Below are 17,395 nucleotides of genomic sequence, written 5' to 3'. Positions count from 1 at the left end.
TCTCAGCCGCCCGTCCGCGCCGCCAGCGCGGCCGCGACCGCCGCGAGTGCGGCCTCCGCCTTGGCACCGTCCGGTCCACCGGCCTGCGCCATGTCCGGCCGGCCGCCGCCGCCCTTGCCGCCGAGTGCCTCGGACCCGACCCTGACGAGGTCCACGGCGCTGAGGCCGCCGGTCAGGTCCTCCGTGACGGCAACGACGATCGCGGCCTTGCCGTCCTCCGCGACCCCCACGAGGGCGACCACGCCGGAGCCCACCGCCTTCTTGGCCTCGTCCGCCAGGCTCTTCAAGTCCTTCGGGGCGACCCCCGAGACGGAGCGACCGAGGAAGCGCAGGCCGGCAACCTCCCGGACGCCGTCGCCGGCGCTGGTCCCGCCGCCGCCCATGGCCAGCTTCTTCTTCGCCTCGGTCAACTCGCGCTCCAGCCGGCGCCGCTCCTCGACCAGAGCCTCGACGCGTCCGACCACATCGGCCGCCGTCACCCGGAGCGCCCCGGCCACCTCGCGCAGGCGCCGGTCCTGTTCGCCGAGATGGCGCCGGGCGCCCGTCGCCGTCACCGCCTCGAGCCGCCGGACCCCGGCCGCCACCGCACTCTCCCCCAGGATGCTGACGAGCCCGATATCGCCGGTGCGCCGCACATGGGTGCCGCCGCAGAGCTCCACCGAATAGGTCTTGCCCGCCCGGTTGCCGTCCGTGTAGCGGCCCATGGAGACGACGCGCACCTCCTCGCCGTACTTCTCGCCGAAGAGGGCGCGCGCCCCGGACGCGATGGCGTCATCGACGCCCATGAGGCGGGTCACCACCTCTTCGTTCTGCAGGACGATCTGGTTGGCGATGTCCTCGATGCGTGCCAGCTCCTCGGGCGCGATCGGCTTCGGGTGGGAAAAATCGAAGCGCAGCCGCTCGGGCGCGACCAGCGATCCCTTCTGGGCAACGTGCTCGCCCAGCACCTCGCGCAAGGCCTCGTGGAGAAGATGCGTCGCCGAATGGTTCGCCCGGATCGCACTGCGGCGGGCGTGGTCGACCGTCAGCTGGAGAGCGGCGCCGGTCGTCACCGTTCCGGCCTCGACCACCCCGCTGTGCACGTAGAGACCGCCACCGAGCTTCTGCACGTCGTTCACGAGGAAGCGGATCCCGTCCCCGCTCATCACCCCCGTGTCGCCGACCTGGCCGCCGGACTCCCCGTAGAAGGGAGTCTGGTTCAGCACGATGGCCCCCTCCTGCCCGGCCTCGAGCCGGTCCGTCTCGGCACCGCCGGAAACAAGGGCGAGGACGACGCCCTCGGCCGTCTCGGTGTCGTAGCCGAGGAACTCCGTCGCGCCGACCCGCTCCTTGATGCCGAACCAGACCGCCTCCGACGCCGCCTCGCCGGACCCCGCCCAGGAAGCCCGCGCCTCGGCGCGCTGCCGCGCCATCGCGTCCTGGAAGCCGTCGAGGTTCACGTGGATGTCGCGCCGCCTGAGCGCGTCCTGCGTGAGGTCCAGCGGGAAGCCGAAGGTGTCGTAGAGCCGGAACGCCGTCTCGCCGTCCAGCATGTCGCCGGCCGCCATGCCCTGCGTCGCCTCCTCGAGAAGGCCGAGGCCGCGCTCCAGGGTGCGGCGGAACCGCGTCTCCTCGAGGCGGATCGTCTCAGCCACAAGGGCTTCGGCGCGCACCAGCTCCGGATAGGCCTGCCCCATCTCGCGCACCAGCACCGGGACCATCCGGTGGATCATCGGGTCGCGCGCGCCCAGGAGATGGGCGTGCCGCATGGCGCGCCGCATGATGCGGCGGAGCACGTAGCCCCGGCCCTCGTTGGAGGGCAGCACGCCGTCGGCGATCAGGAAGCTCGTCGCCCTGAGGTGGTCGGCTATGACCCGGTGGCTCGCCCGCGCGTCCCCCTCGGCCGGAACGCCGGTCAGGTCGACCGACGCGCGGATCAGCGCCTTGAAGAGGTCGATGTCGTAGTTGTCGTGGACGCCCTGCAGGACCGCCGCGACACGTTCCAGACCCATGCCGGTGTCGATCGAGGGCTTCGGAAGCAGGGTCCGGGCACCGTCCGAGAACTGCTCGAACTGCATGAAGACCAGGTTCCAGATCTCGATGAACCGGTCCCCGTCCGCCTCCGGCGAGCCCGGCGGCCCGCCCCAGATGTGGTCCCCATGGTCGTAGAAGATCTCCGAGCAGGGCCCGCACGGGCCCGTGTCGCCCATTTGCCAGAAGTTGTCGGAGGTGGAGATCCTGATGATGCGGCTGTCGGGCAGCCCGGCGATCTTCTTCCAGAGCCCGTGCGCCTCGTCGTCCTCGGAATAGACCGTGACCGTCAGGCGCTCCTTGTCGAGCCCGAACTCGCGCGTGACCAGGGTCCAGGCGAGTTCGATCGCCCGGTCCTTGAAGTAGTCGCCGAACGAGAAGTTGCCCAGCATCTCGAAGAAGGTGTGATGCCGCGCGGTGTAGCCTACGTTGTCGAGGTCGTTGTGCTTGCCGCCGGCGCGCACGCACTTCTGGGCCGTCGAGGCCCGCACATAGGGCCGCCGCTCCACGCCCGTGAACAGGTTCTTGAACTGGACCATGCCCGAGTTCGCGAACATCAGGGTCGGATCGTTGCGCGGCACCAGCGGGCTCGACGGCACGATCTCATGCCCCTCGCGCGCGAAATAGCCGAGGAACGTCGACCTGATCTCGTTGACGCCGCTCATGGAACCGCAGACCTTTCGAATGCTTGACACGGGTCCGAGCTTTTAGCCGCCGCTCCCCGGCCTGTCCACACGAGAAGCGAGGCGGCCGCGGCGTCGCGGCTCGGCCCTCTCTCCCGGGAAGGGCCCAGGTACCGCCGGGGGCCCGCGGCCCTCACCGGCCCTCGCGCCACGACCCGCCTCGATCAGTCCGTGACCGGGCCGTCCTCGTCCTCGGCGGTGCCCGTCGGCAGGATCTTGTCGGCGATCAGGCCCGCGTTCTGCCGGATCGCGGTCTCGATGCGAGCCGACACGTCCTTGTTCTCCTTCAGGAAGGTCTTGGCGTTCTCGCGACCCTGGCCGATGCGCTGGCTCTCGAAGGAGAACCAGGATCCGGACTTGTCGACGATCCCGGCCTTCACGCCGAGGTCCACGAGCTCGCCGACCTTGGAGATGCCCTCCCCGTACATGATGTCGAACTCGACCTCCTTGAAGGGCGGAGCCATCTTGTTCTTCACCACCTTCACGCGGGTCTGGTTGCCGACCACCTCGTCACGGTCCTTGATCGCGCCGATCCGGCGGATGTCGAGGCGCACCGAAGCGTAGAACTTCAGCGCGTTGCCGCCCGTCGTCGTCTCCGGGTTGCCGAACATCACGCCGATCTTCTGGCGGATCTGGTTGATGAAGATAACCATGGTGCGCGACTTGGAGATCGACCCGGTGAGCTTGCGCAGGGCCTGGCTCATCAGCCGTGCCTGGAGCCCGGGCAGGCTGTCGCCCATCTCGCCCTCGAGCTCCGCCTTCGGCGTCAGCGCGGCGACCGAATCGATCACCAGCACGTCGACCGCTCCGGACCGCACCAGCGTGTCGGCGATCTCCAGCGCCTGCTCGCCCGCGTCGGGCTGCGAGATCAGGAGATCGTCGAGATTGACGCCGAGCTTGCGGGCGTAGATCGGGTCGAGCGCGTGCTCGGCGTCCACGAAGGCGCAGATCCCACCCTTCTTCTGCGCCTCGGCGACCACATGCAGCGCGAGCGTCGTCTTGCCCGACGATTCCGGCCCGTAGACCTCGATGATTCGCCCGCGCGGCAGCCCGCCGATGCCGAGCGCGATGTCGAGCCCGATCGAGCCGGTCGAGACCACCTCGATCTCCACGACCTTGCCCTGGCCGAGGCGCATGATCGAGCCCTTGCCGAAGTTGCGCTCGATCTGTGCCAGCGCCGCGTCCAAAGCCTTGCTCTTGTCCATGCCGTCCCCGTCCACGAGGCGAAGTTGCGCCTGTGCCATCTGACCGCTCCTTATGTCACGCGCTCGCCGGCCGTACAAATCCCGCTTGCGTACCGGTTTTGTTCCATATACCGTCCTCCTCGTCAAGTCGCTGTCTTGTCTCGTCGATTCAAATTCCGTACGCGCTATGTTCCGGCGGTCCTCCAGCCCTCGGACCGGGTCGCCGCGGGAGGAATCGTCGAGGTCCTGTCGGCGGCCCGGCGGAGGCCCTCGCCAGCCCCGCTCGCGTCGATCATACTTGGGGGAAATCCGTGCCTTCCCTGCCCGCGAGGATCCTTGCACGCCGACCTGATCGAACCGACCGAGGAGGTCGCCGCCGCGCTGGCCGAAGGCCGTCCGGTGGTCGCCCTCGAATCGACCATCATCGCCCATGGCCTCCCCTGGCCCGCGAACCTCGAGGCCGCGCGCGAGCTCGAGGCGACGGTCCGGGCCGGCGGCGCGGTGCCGGCGACGGTGGCGGTCATGGGCGGCCGCCTGCGGGTCGGGCTCGACCCGGCCTCCCTGGAACAACTGGCGCGCAGCCGCGACGTCCTGAAGCTGTCGCGCGCCGACCTCGCCTTCGCGATCGCGACGGGGCGGATCGGCGCCACGACGGTCGCGGCCACGATGATCGCAGCCCAGCGCGCCGGAATCCGGGTCTTCGCGACCGGCGGCATCGGGGGGGTGCACAGGGGCGCCGAGACGAGCTTCGACGTATCGGCCGACCTGGAGGAACTGGCGCGGACCGAGGTCGTGGTGGTCTCCGCCGGCGCCAAGGCCATCCTCGACCTCCCCAAGACCCTGGAGGTCCTGGAAACCCGCGGCGTGCCGGTCGTAGGCTGGCGCACCGACGACTTTCCGGCCTTCTGGTCGCGCACCTCGGGCCTGCCCTGCCCCCTCCGGATCGATACGGCCGAGGACTTCGCCCGCTTCGCCGCGAGCCGGCGCGCCCTCGGCATCGGCGGCGGGATCCTGCTCGCCAATCCCGTTCCGGCGGCACACGAGATCGCGCGCGCCGAGATGGAGCGCCACATCGCCTGCGCGCTGGCGGACGCGGAGTCCGCCGGCATTCGCGCCAAGGCCGTGACGCCTTACCTTCTCGGCCGCATCCTGGAATTGACCGAAGGTCGCAGCCTCGCCACCAACCGCGCCCTCGTCCTGGCCAATGCCGGGCTCGCGGCGGAGATCGCGGTAGCCCTGTCCCGGACCTGATCCGGCCGCCCGGGGCACGGACGCGTCGGAGCGGCACCAGCCCGAGCCACGGGACCCAAGCCGGTGACGCGCCCCGGGAGTCCCGGGACGCCACCCTTTCACCAGAGGCAGTCGAGCCGTTCGAGCCCGCGGAAATGATAGCTGTCGCGCCAGCGCGGCGGAGCGGCGGCCCGCAGCCCGGGCAGGCGTTCGAAGAGGATGGGCAGCGCGATCGCCAGTTCGAGCCGCGCCAGCGGGGCGCCCACGCAGAAATGGATGCCGGCCCCGAAGGCGAGGTGCGGGCCGGGGATGCGGGCCGGCTGGAAGGCCTCCGGGTCGTCGAATGCCACCGGATCCCGGTTCGCCGCGGCCAGGAGAAGCCCGATCCGATCGCCCTTGCGGAACGGATGCCCGGCGAAGTCGAAGTCTTCCAGCGCGTAGCGGGTGAAAAGGTGGAGCGGCGGGTCGTGGCGCAGGCACTCCTCGACGGTCCGGCGCGTCGCCTCGCCGTCCGCGAAGATGGCCCGGCGGTCGACCCCGGGCGCGAGCAGCGCCGCGACGGCGTTGCCGAGCGCATGGACCGTGCCCTCATGGCCGGCGTTCATCAGCAGGATCGCGGTCGCGACCAGTTCCTCTTCGCTCAGCCGGTCCGCGCCGTCGCGGGCGGCCACGAGCGCGCTGAGGAGATCCTCGCCGGGACGCGCGCGCCGGTCCCGGATCGCGGCGCGGACATAATCCGAGAAGGCGAGCGTCGCGGCGACCGCAGCCTCCTCGACAGCGCGCGTGGCCCCGAACTGGTAGACGGCCACCATCGCGTGAGACCAGGCCACGAGTTGAGGCCCGTCCGCGACCGGCAGGCCGAGAAGCCCGCAGATCACCGCCACCGGGATCGGCTCCGCGAAGGCTGGGAGGAGATCCGCCTCCCACCGGTCCGCGACGGCGTCGAGGAGGCGGCCGGCGAGCCGCGCGATCTCGGGCGCGAGCCGCTCCACCGCCCGACCCGTGAAGGCGCGGTTGACGAGGCCGCGCAGCCGCGTGTGGACCGGCGGCTCGCGCTCCAGCATGGATCCCGCCTCGAAGGCGAGAAAGGGGGCGAGATGCGCGGCCGGCTCGGGCCAGCCGAGTTCCTCGCGCGAGGCCACCTGCAGGATCTCGCGGCCGAAGCGCCGCTCCTTGAGCGCTGCGGACACCACCCCATGGCGTGCCGACACGGGAAAGCCGTAGGCCTCCCAGACCACCAGGTCGCCGAGCGCGCGCAGTCTCCGGTAGGCCGGATAGGGGTCCTGCACGAAAGCGGACTCCTTCGGGTCTTGGGCGAAGCGCGGCAGGTTTCCCGGCCCGGTCTCCATCGTGGCCTCCTCGTCGGCGCGATCGACCTTATGACCAGGACGGCGGCGCGCGAAAGAGCCGTCCGACGCAGGTGGCGAGGTCCGCACGGCGGGCGGCCCGTGCGGGCGGAAATCGCCTGCGAAACGATTCCCGGGACCCGTCGGGCAAGCGGCCGGCATGGAAGCAGAGGACCTTGTCCAAGGCCAGCCGGTCAGGTTAATGTCAGATTGCTACCGACGCAATTAGACCATGTGCTACGTGTTATCACGTAGACAACCCAACCCGGCGCCCCACTTCCCCGCGGACGGACCGGAGAGTTCCCGAGTGCCTCGAGCTCCGGCCCGCAGAGTCCTGAAACAAGGACAAGGGATAGGGAGCTTTCTCATGTCTGTGACGACCATGGGTTCGTCGGCCGCGGCCAGAAACCGACCGATGACGCGGGAAGAGAAGAAGGTGATCCTCGCCTCCTCGGCGGGCACCATCTTCGAGTGGTACGATTTCTACCTCTACGGCTCGCTCGCCGCGATCATCGGCGCGCAATTCTTCTCCTCCTTCCCGGAGGCGACGCGCAACGTCTTCGCGCTCCTCGCCTTCGCGGCGGGCTTCCTGGTCCGCCCCTTCGGCGCGCTCGTGTTCGGCCGGCTCGGCGACCTGGTCGGCCGCAAGTACACGTTCCTGATGACCATCCTGATCATGGGCATCTCCACCTTCGTGGTCGGCCTGCTGCCCGGCTACGAGACCATCGGCTGGCTCGCGCCCGTCACCCTGATCCTCCTGCGCATGCTGCAGGGCTTGGCGCTCGGCGGCGAGTATGGCGGCGCGGTCGTTTATGTTGCAGAGCACGCCCCGCACGGCCGCCGCGGCTACTTCACGAGCTGGATCCAGACCACCGCGACGCTGGGGCTCCTCCTGTCGCTGGTCGTGATCCTGACGGTCCGGATGTGGGTCGGCGAACAGGCCTTCGCGGCCTGGGGCTGGCGCATTCCCTTCCTGCTGTCGATCTTCCTGCTCGGCATCTCGCTCTATATCCGCCTCCAGATGGAGGAGAGCCCCGCCTTCAAGAAGATGAAGGAAGAGGGTACGCAGTCCAAGGCGCCGCTCTCTGAAGCCTTCGGTCAGTGGAAGAACGCCAAGTTCGCTGTCATCGCGCTGCTCGGCCTCGTCGCCGGCCAGGCGGTCGTCTGGTACACGGGCCAGTTCTACGCGCTGTTCTTCCTGCAGAACATCCTGCGCGTCGACATGTTCACCGCCAACGTGCTCATCGCCTGGGCGCTCGTGCTCGGCACCGGCGGCTTCATCCTGTTCGGCTCGCTCTCCGACCGGATCGGGCGCAAGCCCATCATCCTGACCGGCTGCGTGCTGGCCGCGCTCACCTACTTCCCGGTCTTCGGCTTCATCACCGAAACCGCGAACCCGATGCTGCACCGGGCGCACCAGGCCACCAAGGTCGTCGTCGTCGCCGATCCGAACGACTGCTCGTTCCAGTTCAACCCGACCGGCACCTCGAAGTTCACCAACTCCTGCGACGTCGCCAAGGCCCTGCTCGCCCGCGGCTCGGTCAACTACTCGGTCGAGTACGTGCCCGGCGCCGCGGTCGCCAAGGTCAAGGTCGGCGGCACGGAGATCGCCTCCTACGACGCCGCCAAGCTGACGGGCGATGCCGCCAAGGCGACCCCGGCCGCCTTCACCAAGCAGGTGAACGAGGCGCTCGGCGCCGCCGGCTACCCCGTGGCCGGCAAGCCGAATGCCGAGATCGTCAAGATCGAAGGCTTCTTCGACATCTTCGGCGCCCAGCAGCTGAAGCTGATCCTGGTCCTGACCTACCTCGTCCTGCTCGTCACGATGGTCTACGGCCCGATCGCGGCGGCGCTCGTCGAGCTCTTCCCGACCCGGATCCGCTACACCGGCATGTCGCTGCCCTACCATATCGGCAACGGCTGGTTCGGCGGCCTCATGCCCGCGACCGCCTTCGCGATGATCGCCCAGACCGGAGACGTCTACTACGGCCTGTGGTACCCGATCGTGATCGCCCTCGGCACGGCCGTCATCGGCCTCATCTTCGTGCCCGAGAACAAGGATCGCGACATCTTCGCCGAGGATCGGCGCTGAGCGCACGGGGTGGTCGGGGCGCGTGCGCCGGCCACCCCGTCACACCCCGGGCCGTCCGACAGGACGACCCGGGGCAATTCTTTCCGGACGGGTCGGACGATCGGCTGACTCGCCCCTCAAGACGCATCCGCCAGGGTTGCCCGCGGAAGAATCGTCCGGCTCCCCCAGCTTTGTCGAACCAGCACCCGGAGCGCCTGCCGGCGCCGCCCTTGCGGCCGAAGTGGCCCGGCGGGCGACATTTGCTGGTGAAGCGCCGACTTTGCTGATCCGCCGCGACGGCCTCCGCCCTCCGCCTACTTGCCCAGGGCGTCCTTGACCGCCGTGGCGAGCTGCTTCAGCGAGAAGGGCTTGGGCAGGAAGAGGAAGGCCTCGCCTTCCGGCAGATTCTTGGCGAAGGCGTCCTCCGCGTAGCCGGAGACGAAGATGATCTTGAGCTCCGGGCGCGTGCGCCGAAGCTCCCTGAGCAGGCTCGGCCCGTCCATCTCGGGCATGACCACGTCGGAGACCACCAGGTCGATCTTGCCGCCGGCCTCCTCCATGACCGCCAGCGCTTCGGTGCCCGTCGACGCCTCGTGGACCGTGTAGCCGCGCGAGCGCAATGCCCGCGACGCGAAGGCGCGCACCGCCTCTTCGTCCTCGACCAGCAGGATGCTCGCCGACCCCGTCAGGTCGCCGCTCGGCTGGTGCGTCTCCGCCTCCGCCTTGGCGTCCTGCTTCTCGCGCGCGGTCTCGACATGGCGCGGCAGCAGGATGTGGAACGTGGTCCCCTGCCCGACCTCGCTGGAGCAATAGACGAAGCCGCCGGTCTGCTTGACGATGCCGTAGACGGTCGACAGACCGAGGCCCGTGCCCTGCCCGACCGCCTTCGTGGTGAAGAAGGGCTCGAAGATCTTCTCGATGATCTCCGGCGGGATGCCGGTGCCGGTGTCGGAGACCTCGATGGCGACGTAGTCCGAGGGCGGCATGCCGGGCGTCGGGAAGGCCATCGCCTCGCCGGCCTGGACGTTGCGCGTCGAGATGGTGAGCCGCCCGCCGTTCGGCATGGCGTCGCGGGCGTTGACCGCCAGGTTGACGATCACCTGCTCGAGCTGGCTCGTGTCGGCCTTGACCGGCCACAGGTCGCGCCCGTGCACCACCTTCAGCTCGACCTTCTCGCCGAGCAGGCGCGCCAGCAGCATGTGCAGGTCGGCGAGCGTGTCGCCGAGGCGGATGATCTCCGGGCGGAGCGTCTGGCGTCGCGAGAAGGCGAGGAGCTGCCGCACGAGGGCGGCCGCCCGGTTCGCGTTCTGCTTGATGTTCATGATGTCCTGGAAGGACGGGTCGGTCGGCCGGTGCGAGGCGAGGAGCAGGTCCGAGAAGCCGATGATGGCGGTCAGCACGTTGTTGAAGTCGTGAGCGATGCCGCCCGCGAGCTGGCCGATCGCCTGCATCTTCATGGACTGCGCGAACTGCTGCTCCAACTCGCGCTGCTGGGTGGTTTCGAGCGCGTAGACGATCGCCGCCTCGCCCTCGCCCTCGCCCTCCTCGACCGCCGAGATGTAGAAGCGCACGGAGCGCTTGCGGTTCGGGTCGCCGGCGGCGAGTTCCGCCTCCACGGGCGTGATGTCGCCACGGCCCTGCGCGGCCGCCTCGAGTGCGGCGATGAGCTCGCTGCGCTTGCCGTCCGCCACCCCGTCGGCGAGCCGCCGCCGGCCGGTCGCCTCGCTCGGCCGGGCCAATTCGCCGAAGAGCTTCAGGAACGGTGCGTTCGTCCGCAGGATGCGCCCCTCCCGGTCGATCGACGCGATGGCGATCGGCGTGGAGTTGAAGAAGCGCGCGAAGCGGACCTCGGCCGCCCGGAGCGCCTCCGAGACGTCCTCCCCCGGCGAACGGTTCAGGACGAGCGTCCGGCTGTCGCCCGACACGCCGGCGGTCGAGACCGGCACCCGGTGCAGCAGGCGCACCGGCAGGCTCTGCCCGTTGCGCTTGACGAGGTCGAGGTCGATGATCCGCGTCTTGGTCCCGCCCTCGCCGGCCCCGGCGTCGGCGATGAGGGCGACCCCCTGCCCCTGCACGATGTCCTTGAGCTGGATGCCGCCCGGCTCGAACTTGGCCAGGTCGTAGCCGAGCCAGTCGGCGAGCGTGGCGTTGAGATAGGTGATGCGCCCGCGCGGATCGGCGGAGAAGAAGCCCGCGGGCGCGTGGTCCAGGAAGGTGACGACCTGCTGCAGCTCCTGGAAGCTGGTCTCCTGCTCGTCGCGGTCGCGCGTGATGTCGGCGACCTGCCAGATGGCGAGCTGGGCCTTGCCGCCGCCGATGCCCTCCCACTTGATCTCGAGCGGCCGGACCCGCACCCGGTACCAGCGTGCCCCGCCCTCCGTCCGGCCGAGCGGGCTGACGGTGCGGATCTCCTCCCGCGCCGGGCGCTTCTCGCGCAGCGCCTGGGTCAGGCGGAACATCGCCTCGGCGGCCTCCGGGTCGCCCGCGAAGACGCGCTCCACTGTGCGCACGTCCTTCGCCGCCTCGGCCCGGATCAGGTCCGCGTAGGCGCGGTTCGCATAGGCGATCCTCCCCTCCTTGTCGGTGATGAGGACGCCCTCGGAGGTGGTGTCGAGGTAGGCCTTGGCGAGCGGGTGATGCGGGCGACGCGCGCCGAAGCGCATCAGGCCGACGGCGCCGGCGAAGAGCGCGAAGACCCCGACGACGGCCAGGATGCCGAGCAGCATCTGCACGTAGATGGCGGACTCCTCGCGCCGCATCAGCGCCAGCGCCACGGCCGCGCCGACGAGGCCGAGCGCCAGCGCGACGAGGAGCCCGATGCTCCCCGCCTTCTCGGCCCTGTCGATCACCGGGTCCTGCCCCGACTGCCCCGCGTCCACGTCCGCCATCACCCGATTCCCTGAAGTTCGCGCAGGATATCCGTTTTCGCCCCCGCATGTGCGGAGGATTTCGCCCGCCCCCGGCCGCGACGCCCCGTCAGTCTGGCCGCCAGCCCCGGGCTCTCTCCCGCATGCGCATGACGAAGCCGATGACCTCGGCGACCGCCCGGTAGTGCTCCTCCGGCACCTCCCCGTCGAGGTCGACGGTGGCGTGCAGCGCGCGGGCGAGCGGCGGGTTCTCGACGACCGGCACCTCCGCCTTCTCGGCCGTCTCGCGGATCCTGAGCGCGATCGCGTCGACGCCCTTGGCCACGCAGACCGGCGCGCTCATCCCGGGCTCGTAGCGCAGCGCCACCGCGTAGTGGGTCGGGTTGGTGACCACCACCGTCGCCTTCGGCACCTGGGCCATCATCCGCTTCTGCGACCGCTGCTGCCGAAGCTGCCGGATCTTCGCCTTGATCTCCGGATTGCCTTCCTGCTGCTTGTACTCCTCCTTGAGTTCCTGCCGTGTCATGCGCAGGCGCTTGATCCAGCGCTGCCGCTGGAAGAGGTAGTCGAGCACCGCCACGAAGGCCATGACCACCAGGACCGCCGCCATCAGCCGGATTGCGAGCCGCTGGGTGATGGCGAGGAGGCCGAGGATGTCGGTCGCCACGATGTCCTCGAGGCGGAAGAGTTCCGGACGGACCGCGAACCAGATGCCGGCCGACACGACCACGATCTTGATCAGGCCCTTGACGAAGACCGCCAGGCTGTCGGCCGAGAAGAGCCGCTTGAACCCCGCCGCGGGCGAGACCCGGTTGAGCTTCGGCATGAGCGGCTCGGCTGTCCACACCGTCCGGTGCTGGATCATGTTGCCGGCCACCCCGGCGACGATAAACATGAGCACCGGCAGGCCGAGCACGGTCGCCATGACCTTGCCGGCCTCCAGGTAGACGCCCGTCAGCCCGCGCCGGTCGACGGGGATCTCGTGCATGTGCTCCAGCATGCCGGCGAGCGGCCGGGCGAGGTCGCGCCCCATGCCGGTCGCCAGGAAGGCGATCATGATCATGCAGCTGCCGAGCAGGAAGAAGCTCGACACCTCCATGCTCTTGACGACGTCGCCCCGCTCGATCGCGTCGTCGAGCTTCTTTTGCGATGGTTCTTCTGTTCTTTCGCTGTCGTCCTCGCTGTCCTCCGCCACGGCGCCCTCCTCAGACCGGGAGGCCCGCGGCCGTCAGGGCCGCGGTCGAGAAGCGTGCGAGGCCGTCCCGGACATGCTCCATGTACCAGAGCATGATGGTTCCGAGGACGAGGGCGAGGAGCGCGAAACCCATGCCGATGTTGAGCGGCATGGCGACGAAGAAGATCTGGAAGGCCGGCATCAGCTTGGAGAGCACGCCGAGCCCGAGTTGGAAGACGAGCCCGAAGGCCAGGAAGGGCGCTGAGATCTGCACCCCGATCTTGAAGGACTGCCCCACCATGGTGACGGCCGCCTCGGCGAAGTCGCCGACGGGCATCAGCTGCCCGGGCGGGAAGAGCCGGTAGCTCCCGGTCAGCCCGGCGATCGCCAGGTGGTGGAGGTCGAAGGCGAAGACCAGCGTGGTGGCGAGGAGCGCCACGAAGTTGCCGACCACCACGCCCTGCTGACCCTGGGTCGGGTCGACCGCCATCGCGAAGCCGAGGCCGAGCTGGTTGGCGATCGTCGTGCCGGCGACCTGCGCGGCCGCCATCACGATGCGCGCCGCGAGCCCGACGAAGAGCCCGACGGCGATCTCCGAGGCGAGCAGCAGGATCAGGCGGGGCGGATTGCCGGCGAGCCCGGCCGGATAGAGGGGGCTGGCCACCGGATAGGCGACGAGCACGACGAGGACCGCGAAGGCGAGGCGGATGCGCGCCGGGATGCCGCTCTCCCCGATCGCCGGCAGGAGCATCATCATCGACCCCATGCGGCCGAACATCAGCATGAAGAAGACGGCGATGTCGGGCAGGACCGAGACGTTCACGGCGCCGCCCCGCCGGCGACCCGGCTCATATGCCGACCACCCGGTCCATGATCCGCACCATGTAGCCGTTGAGCACGGAGCCCATGAACGGGAAGGCGACGATCAGCGCCACGAAGATCGCGATGATCTTCGGCACGTAGACGAGCGTCGCCTCCTGGATCTGGGTCAGCGCCTGCAGGAGGCCGATCACCACGCCGACAATCAGCCCGACGAGCATCACCGGCCCGGCGACGAGCACGATCGTCCAGATCCCGTCGCGCGCGAGATCGATCACTTCCGGACCCGTCATCGACCCCGCCCTGCCCCCTCCGCGCCGCCTCAGACCGGCATGCGCATGATTTCCTCGTAGGCCGCGATCACCCGATCGCGCAGAGAGACCATGGTCTCCAGCGCCACCTCGGTCTCGGCGACGGCCGTGACCACGTCGAGCACGTCCGCCTTGCCGGCCGCGTAGGAGGCCTGCCGGGCCTCCGCGGCCCGTCCCTGCTGCACGACGTCCCCCATGGCGTCCTTCACCAGGCTGGCGAAGTCCGGCCGCGTCGCGTCCCCGAGCGCATTCTGCTTCTGGTCCGGCCGATTCGCGAGGCCCTGCGCGATCCGGTACGCGTTGGCCGCCAGGGAGGGCGTCGTCGTCATCGGTCAGTCTCCTCAGGCCCTGAGCAGTTCGAGCGTGCGCATGATCATCCGGCGCGTCGCGGTCACGACGTTGAGGTTGGCCTCGTAGGACCGCTGCGCCTCCCGCATGTCGACCGCCTCCACGAGGCTGTCGACATTGGGATACTTGACGTAGCCGTTGGTGTCCGCCGCCGGGTGGCCCGGCTCGTAGCGCGACTTGAAGTCGGAGCGGTCGCGCTCGACCTTGCCGACCCGCACGGTCTGCGCCTCCAGTTCGCGGTCGAACTTGGACACGAAGGTCGGCACCTTGCGGCGGTACGGCTCCTCGCCGGCGGACCGGCCGGTCGATTCCGCGTTGGCGATGTTCTCCGCGATCACGCGCATCCGCCCGGACTGGGCCTTGAGGCCGGAGGCGGCGATCTTCAGGGATTGCGAGAAGTCGGCCATGACACGTCAGCCCTTCTTGCCGATGGCGGTGCGGATGACGCCGAGGCTGCGCTGGTAGAGCGAGGTCACGGCCTGGTACTCGATCTGGTTCTCGGCCGCCTTCATCATTTCCTCTTCGAGGTTGACGGCGTTGCCGTTGGGCGTGGTCTCGAAGCCGGTCTGGGCTGCGTCGCGGAAGCCCGCCCCGCCGATCGGCCGCCCCTGGATATGCCCGGCTGCCGTGGTGGCGACCGCGATCGAAGGCGGGTTCGGCGGCCTCAGGCCCGAGCTCTGCACCCGGGGGGCCTTCAGGTCCCGGCCGCGGTACTGGGGGGTGTCGGCATTGGCGACGTTCTCGGCGAGGAGCCGCTGGCGCGCCTGGTTCCAGCGCATCTTGGTCTTCAGGGCGCCGACGAGCGGCAGATCGCCGATTGACATGCAAGGCTCCGTGGCCGATCCCACCCGAATGGGAGATCGGCCTCGGCAAAATCTTCCGGCCGCATGGTTAACGGCCGGTTAACGGTTGGCGCCGTATAGGAACGGAGGCGGTCGGTCCGCCCGAATTCCGCGCCCTTTTTGGTGAAGGGTCGGTTAAGAGAGCGGGACCGGCGCGGCAGAAACTGCCGCCGTCCGTTAATATCGTGGCGCACGGGGGAGATTCGCGAGGATCCTCCGGCGCGAAGGAGTGACCCGGGATGCGGGACTGGCTGAATTCGATGCTCGGCGCCGACGGCGGACGCGCCGCCCAGATGGCCCTGGCGCTGGCCTTCGTGGTGCTGCTGATCGTGCTGATCGCCTGGATCATCCGCAAGGTGTCCGGCGGGCGCATCGGCGCGGCGGGCCAGGATCCCCGCGGCCGCAGCCGGCTCGCCGTGGTCGACGCGGCCAATGTCGACGGCCGGCGCCGGCTGGTGCTGCTCCGCCGCGACGACGTCGAGCACCTCGTCATGATCGGCGGCCCGAACGACGTCCTCGTCGAGAGCCGCATCCTGCGCGCCCACCCGATGGTCAACGCGCCCTCCGTGCCGGCGGCCGCCGGCGTGCCGCCTCCGCCGCCCGCCGCTCCCGCCGTGACCCCGCCGGTCGCGCGTGCCGAGCTCGCCGCCGGCCCGGGGGCCCCGCCGCGCACCAACAGCGTTGCGGCCGACCTCAAGGCCGCCCTCAACGAGCGCCGGCGCGCCGAGGCGCCCCCGCCCGCGCCGCCGCCGCGCGCACCCGAGCCGCCGCGCGAGCCCGCCCCGCCGGCCCGCGCCGAAGCGCCCGCCCGGCCGGAGCCGGCCCGCGCCGAGGCACCCCCGCGCCCCGAGCCCGCGCGCCCCGAGCCCGCGCGCACCGAGGCTGCCTCTCCGGTCCGCCCCGAACCGACCCCGGAGGCGCCGCCGCGGCCCGCGCCCGTGAAGGTCGGCGGCCCGGCGATCCCGGCGGAGGATGAGGAGCGCCTGCGCGAGGAGCCGACCATGGCGGTCGGCCTTCGCAACCCCGCCCGCATGACCCCGCCCGCCGCGCCGCCGGCCGCCACTGCGCCCGCCCCGCAGGCACCCGTGCCCCGTCCCGCGCCGCCGCCGGCACCGGCCGCTCCGCCGGCGCACGTGGCCGAACGCCGCGAGGCGCCGACCGCGCCGCCCCCGCCGCCGCCCGTCCCCGAGCCCGCCGCGGCCCGGTCCCGTCCGGTCGCCCCGGAGGCGACGCGCGACATCGTGGCCGGCGAGATCGAGCGGGCCCTCGCCGACCTGGCGTCGGTCATCACCCCCCGCCCCGGCGACCAGCGCCCCGTCCGGCCGGCAGCGCCACCCCTTCCGCCGGAACGTCCCGCCGCCGCGGGCGGCGTGGCGGTGATGGAGCGGCCGAAGGCCCCGGAGACGCCCGCGCCCCCCACCCAGCCGCCGCGCCCGGCGGCACCGCCTGCGCCTGCACCGGCCGCGACGGCCGCCCCGCCGCCGGCCCCGGGGCGCGGCCCCGAGACGGCCGCCGCCTTCGTGCCCGGACCGGCTGCCGCCCGCCCGCCCGAGCCGGCCCCCGCCGAGCCGTCGAAGCCGCGCAACCCCGCGGAGGAACTCGAGGCCGAGATGGCCAAGCTCCTCTCCGAGCTGTCCGGACCCGCCAACAGATGACCACCGCGGCGCACGGCCCGGCGTCGCCGGGTCGGTCCGGCGCTGAGGGCCGTCGCGCCGTCCTGTCGCGCGACGCGGCCCGGCAGCTTCCGGCCGCGCTCTGGGCATGCGGCGCCCTGCTGGCGATCGCCGCCCTCGCGGCCGGCCTGCTCCTCGCCGGCGCGCTCCCCGCCTCGGCGCAGGACATCTCGATCAACTTCGGCCAGGGCAACACGGTCACCGAGCGGGCCGTCCAGCTCATCGCGGTCATCACCGTCCTGTCGATCGCCCCCTCGATCGTCGTGATGGTGACGAGCTTCACCCGCATCGTCGTGGTGCTCTCGCTGCTGCGCACGGCCATCGGCCTGCAGACCGCGCCGCCCAACTCGGTGATGATCAGCCTCGCGCTCTTCCTGACCGCCTTCGTGATGAGCCCGGTCTTCACCCAGGCCTACGACGAGGGCATCCGGCCTCTGACCGAGAACACCATCGAGCTCGACCAGGCGATCGAGCGCGCCGCCCAGCCCTTCCACGTCTTCATGCGCAACCAGGTCCGCGAGAAGGACCTCGAGCTCTTCGTGAACCTCTCCGGCGAGGCCCGGCCCGCCAGCCCGGAGGACGTCAGCTACCGCATCCTGATCCCGGCCTTCATGATCTCGGAGCTCCGCCGCGCCTTCGAGATCGGCTTCCTGCTCTACCTCCCCTTCCTGATCATCGACCTGGTGGTCGCCTCCGTTCTCATGTCCATGGGCATGATGATGCTGCCGCCGGTCACGATCTCGCTGCCGTTCAAGCTGATCTTCTTCGTGCTGGTCGACGGCTGGAACCTGGTCGCTGGCAGCCTGGTGAAGAGCTTCGGCTGAGGGGGCGCGGCGC

The 17,395-nt window shown here is 70.6% G+C and carries 14 protein-coding genes; 4 read left to right on the top strand and 10 right to left on the bottom strand.

Going from position 1 to position 17,395, the window contains the following annotated elements:
• Window positions 1-2: 2 nt before the first annotated feature.
• Entirely contained in the window at window positions 3-2,675 is a 2,673-nt protein-coding gene (gene alaS / locus WBG79_RS22230) for an alanine--tRNA ligase (RefSeq protein ID WP_337359429.1), read from the bottom strand.
• Window positions 2,676-2,857: 182 nt separating this feature from the next.
• Complete coding sequence (gene recA, locus WBG79_RS22225; protein WP_337359428.1) at window positions 2,858-3,937, bottom strand: recombinase RecA; 1,080 nt, start codon at window positions 3,935-3,937, stop codon at window positions 2,858-2,860.
• Between the two features lie 276 nt (window positions 3,938-4,213).
• Here recA and WBG79_RS22220 point away from each other — a divergent pair, with 276 nt between their 5' ends.
• On the top strand, window positions 4,214-5,128 hold the full coding sequence (locus tag WBG79_RS22220) for a pseudouridine-5'-phosphate glycosidase (RefSeq protein ID WP_337359427.1): 915 nt from the start codon (window positions 4,214-4,216) through the stop codon (window positions 5,126-5,128).
• A 98-nt stretch (window positions 5,129-5,226) separates the two neighbouring features.
• Here the strand turns inward: WBG79_RS22220 and WBG79_RS22215 are convergent, their stop codons facing one another.
• Window positions 5,227-6,456, bottom strand: coding sequence for a cytochrome P450 (locus tag WBG79_RS22215; protein ID WP_337359426.1), 1,230 nt, complete (start codon window positions 6,454-6,456; stop codon window positions 5,227-5,229).
• A 412-nt stretch (window positions 6,457-6,868) separates the two neighbouring features.
• Here WBG79_RS22215 and WBG79_RS22210 point away from each other — a divergent pair, with 412 nt between their 5' ends.
• Window positions 6,869-8,545: an MFS transporter gene (locus tag WBG79_RS22210; protein ID WP_337359425.1), complete on the top strand. Its 1,677-nt coding sequence runs from the start codon at window positions 6,869-6,871 to the stop codon at window positions 8,543-8,545.
• Between the two features lie 293 nt (window positions 8,546-8,838).
• On the opposite strand, the gene cckA is transcribed toward WBG79_RS22210, so the two are convergent.
• The 7 genes from cckA to flgB form a co-directional block, all read right to left on the bottom strand.
• Entirely contained in the window at window positions 8,839-11,412 is a 2,574-nt protein-coding gene (gene cckA / locus WBG79_RS22205) for a cell cycle histidine kinase CckA (RefSeq protein ID WP_337359424.1), read from the bottom strand.
• 88 nt (window positions 11,413-11,500) lie between these two features.
• The gene (gene flhB, locus WBG79_RS22200) at window positions 11,501-12,586 is read right to left on the bottom strand and encodes a flagellar biosynthesis protein FlhB (protein ID WP_337359423.1); all 1,086 of its coding nucleotides are present in this window, start codon (window positions 12,584-12,586) and stop codon (window positions 11,501-11,503) included.
• Between the two features lie 10 nt (window positions 12,587-12,596).
• Window positions 12,597-13,388, bottom strand: a complete 792-nt coding sequence (gene fliR / locus WBG79_RS22195; protein ID WP_337359422.1) for a flagellar biosynthetic protein FliR — start codon at window positions 13,386-13,388, stop codon at window positions 12,597-12,599.
• A gap of 25 nt (window positions 13,389-13,413) precedes the next feature.
• Entirely contained in the window at window positions 13,414-13,677 is a 264-nt protein-coding gene (fliQ, locus tag WBG79_RS22190; RefSeq protein ID WP_337359421.1) for a flagellar biosynthesis protein FliQ, read from the bottom strand.
• Between the two features lie 29 nt (window positions 13,678-13,706).
• Window positions 13,707-14,024, bottom strand: a complete 318-nt coding sequence (locus WBG79_RS22185) for a flagellar hook-basal body complex protein FliE (protein WP_337359420.1) — start codon at window positions 14,022-14,024, stop codon at window positions 13,707-13,709.
• A gap of 12 nt (window positions 14,025-14,036) precedes the next feature.
• A complete protein-coding gene (flgC, locus tag WBG79_RS22180; protein ID WP_337359419.1) occupies window positions 14,037-14,450 on the bottom strand; it encodes a flagellar basal body rod protein FlgC in 414 nt (137 codons plus the stop codon).
• 6 nt (window positions 14,451-14,456) lie between these two features.
• Entirely contained in the window at window positions 14,457-14,867 is a 411-nt protein-coding gene (flgB, locus tag WBG79_RS22175) for a flagellar basal body rod protein FlgB (RefSeq protein ID WP_337359418.1), read from the bottom strand.
• A 257-nt stretch (window positions 14,868-15,124) separates the two neighbouring features.
• Between flgB and WBG79_RS22170 the strand changes: the two genes are divergently transcribed.
• Both WBG79_RS22170 and fliP read left to right on the top strand, forming a co-directional pair.
• Window positions 15,125-16,540 (top strand): hypothetical protein, encoded by a 1,416-nt coding sequence (locus WBG79_RS22170; RefSeq protein WP_337359417.1) that lies wholly within the window; start codon window positions 15,125-15,127, stop codon window positions 16,538-16,540.
• Window positions 16,537-17,382: a flagellar type III secretion system pore protein FliP gene (gene fliP / locus WBG79_RS22165; RefSeq protein WP_337359416.1), complete on the top strand. Its 846-nt coding sequence runs from the start codon at window positions 16,537-16,539 to the stop codon at window positions 17,380-17,382. Before WBG79_RS22170 ends, fliP begins: the two co-directional genes overlap by 4 nt.
• Window positions 17,383-17,395: the final 13 nt, after the last annotated feature.

It is taken from the genome of Prosthecomicrobium sp. N25 (assembly GCF_037203705.1).
In the GTDB taxonomy this organism is placed as follows: Bacteria; Pseudomonadota; Alphaproteobacteria; order Rhizobiales; family Ancalomicrobiaceae; genus Prosthecodimorpha.
Note: the sequence above shows the minus strand (reverse complement) of the source record. Positions and strands in the feature narration are given on the sequence as shown.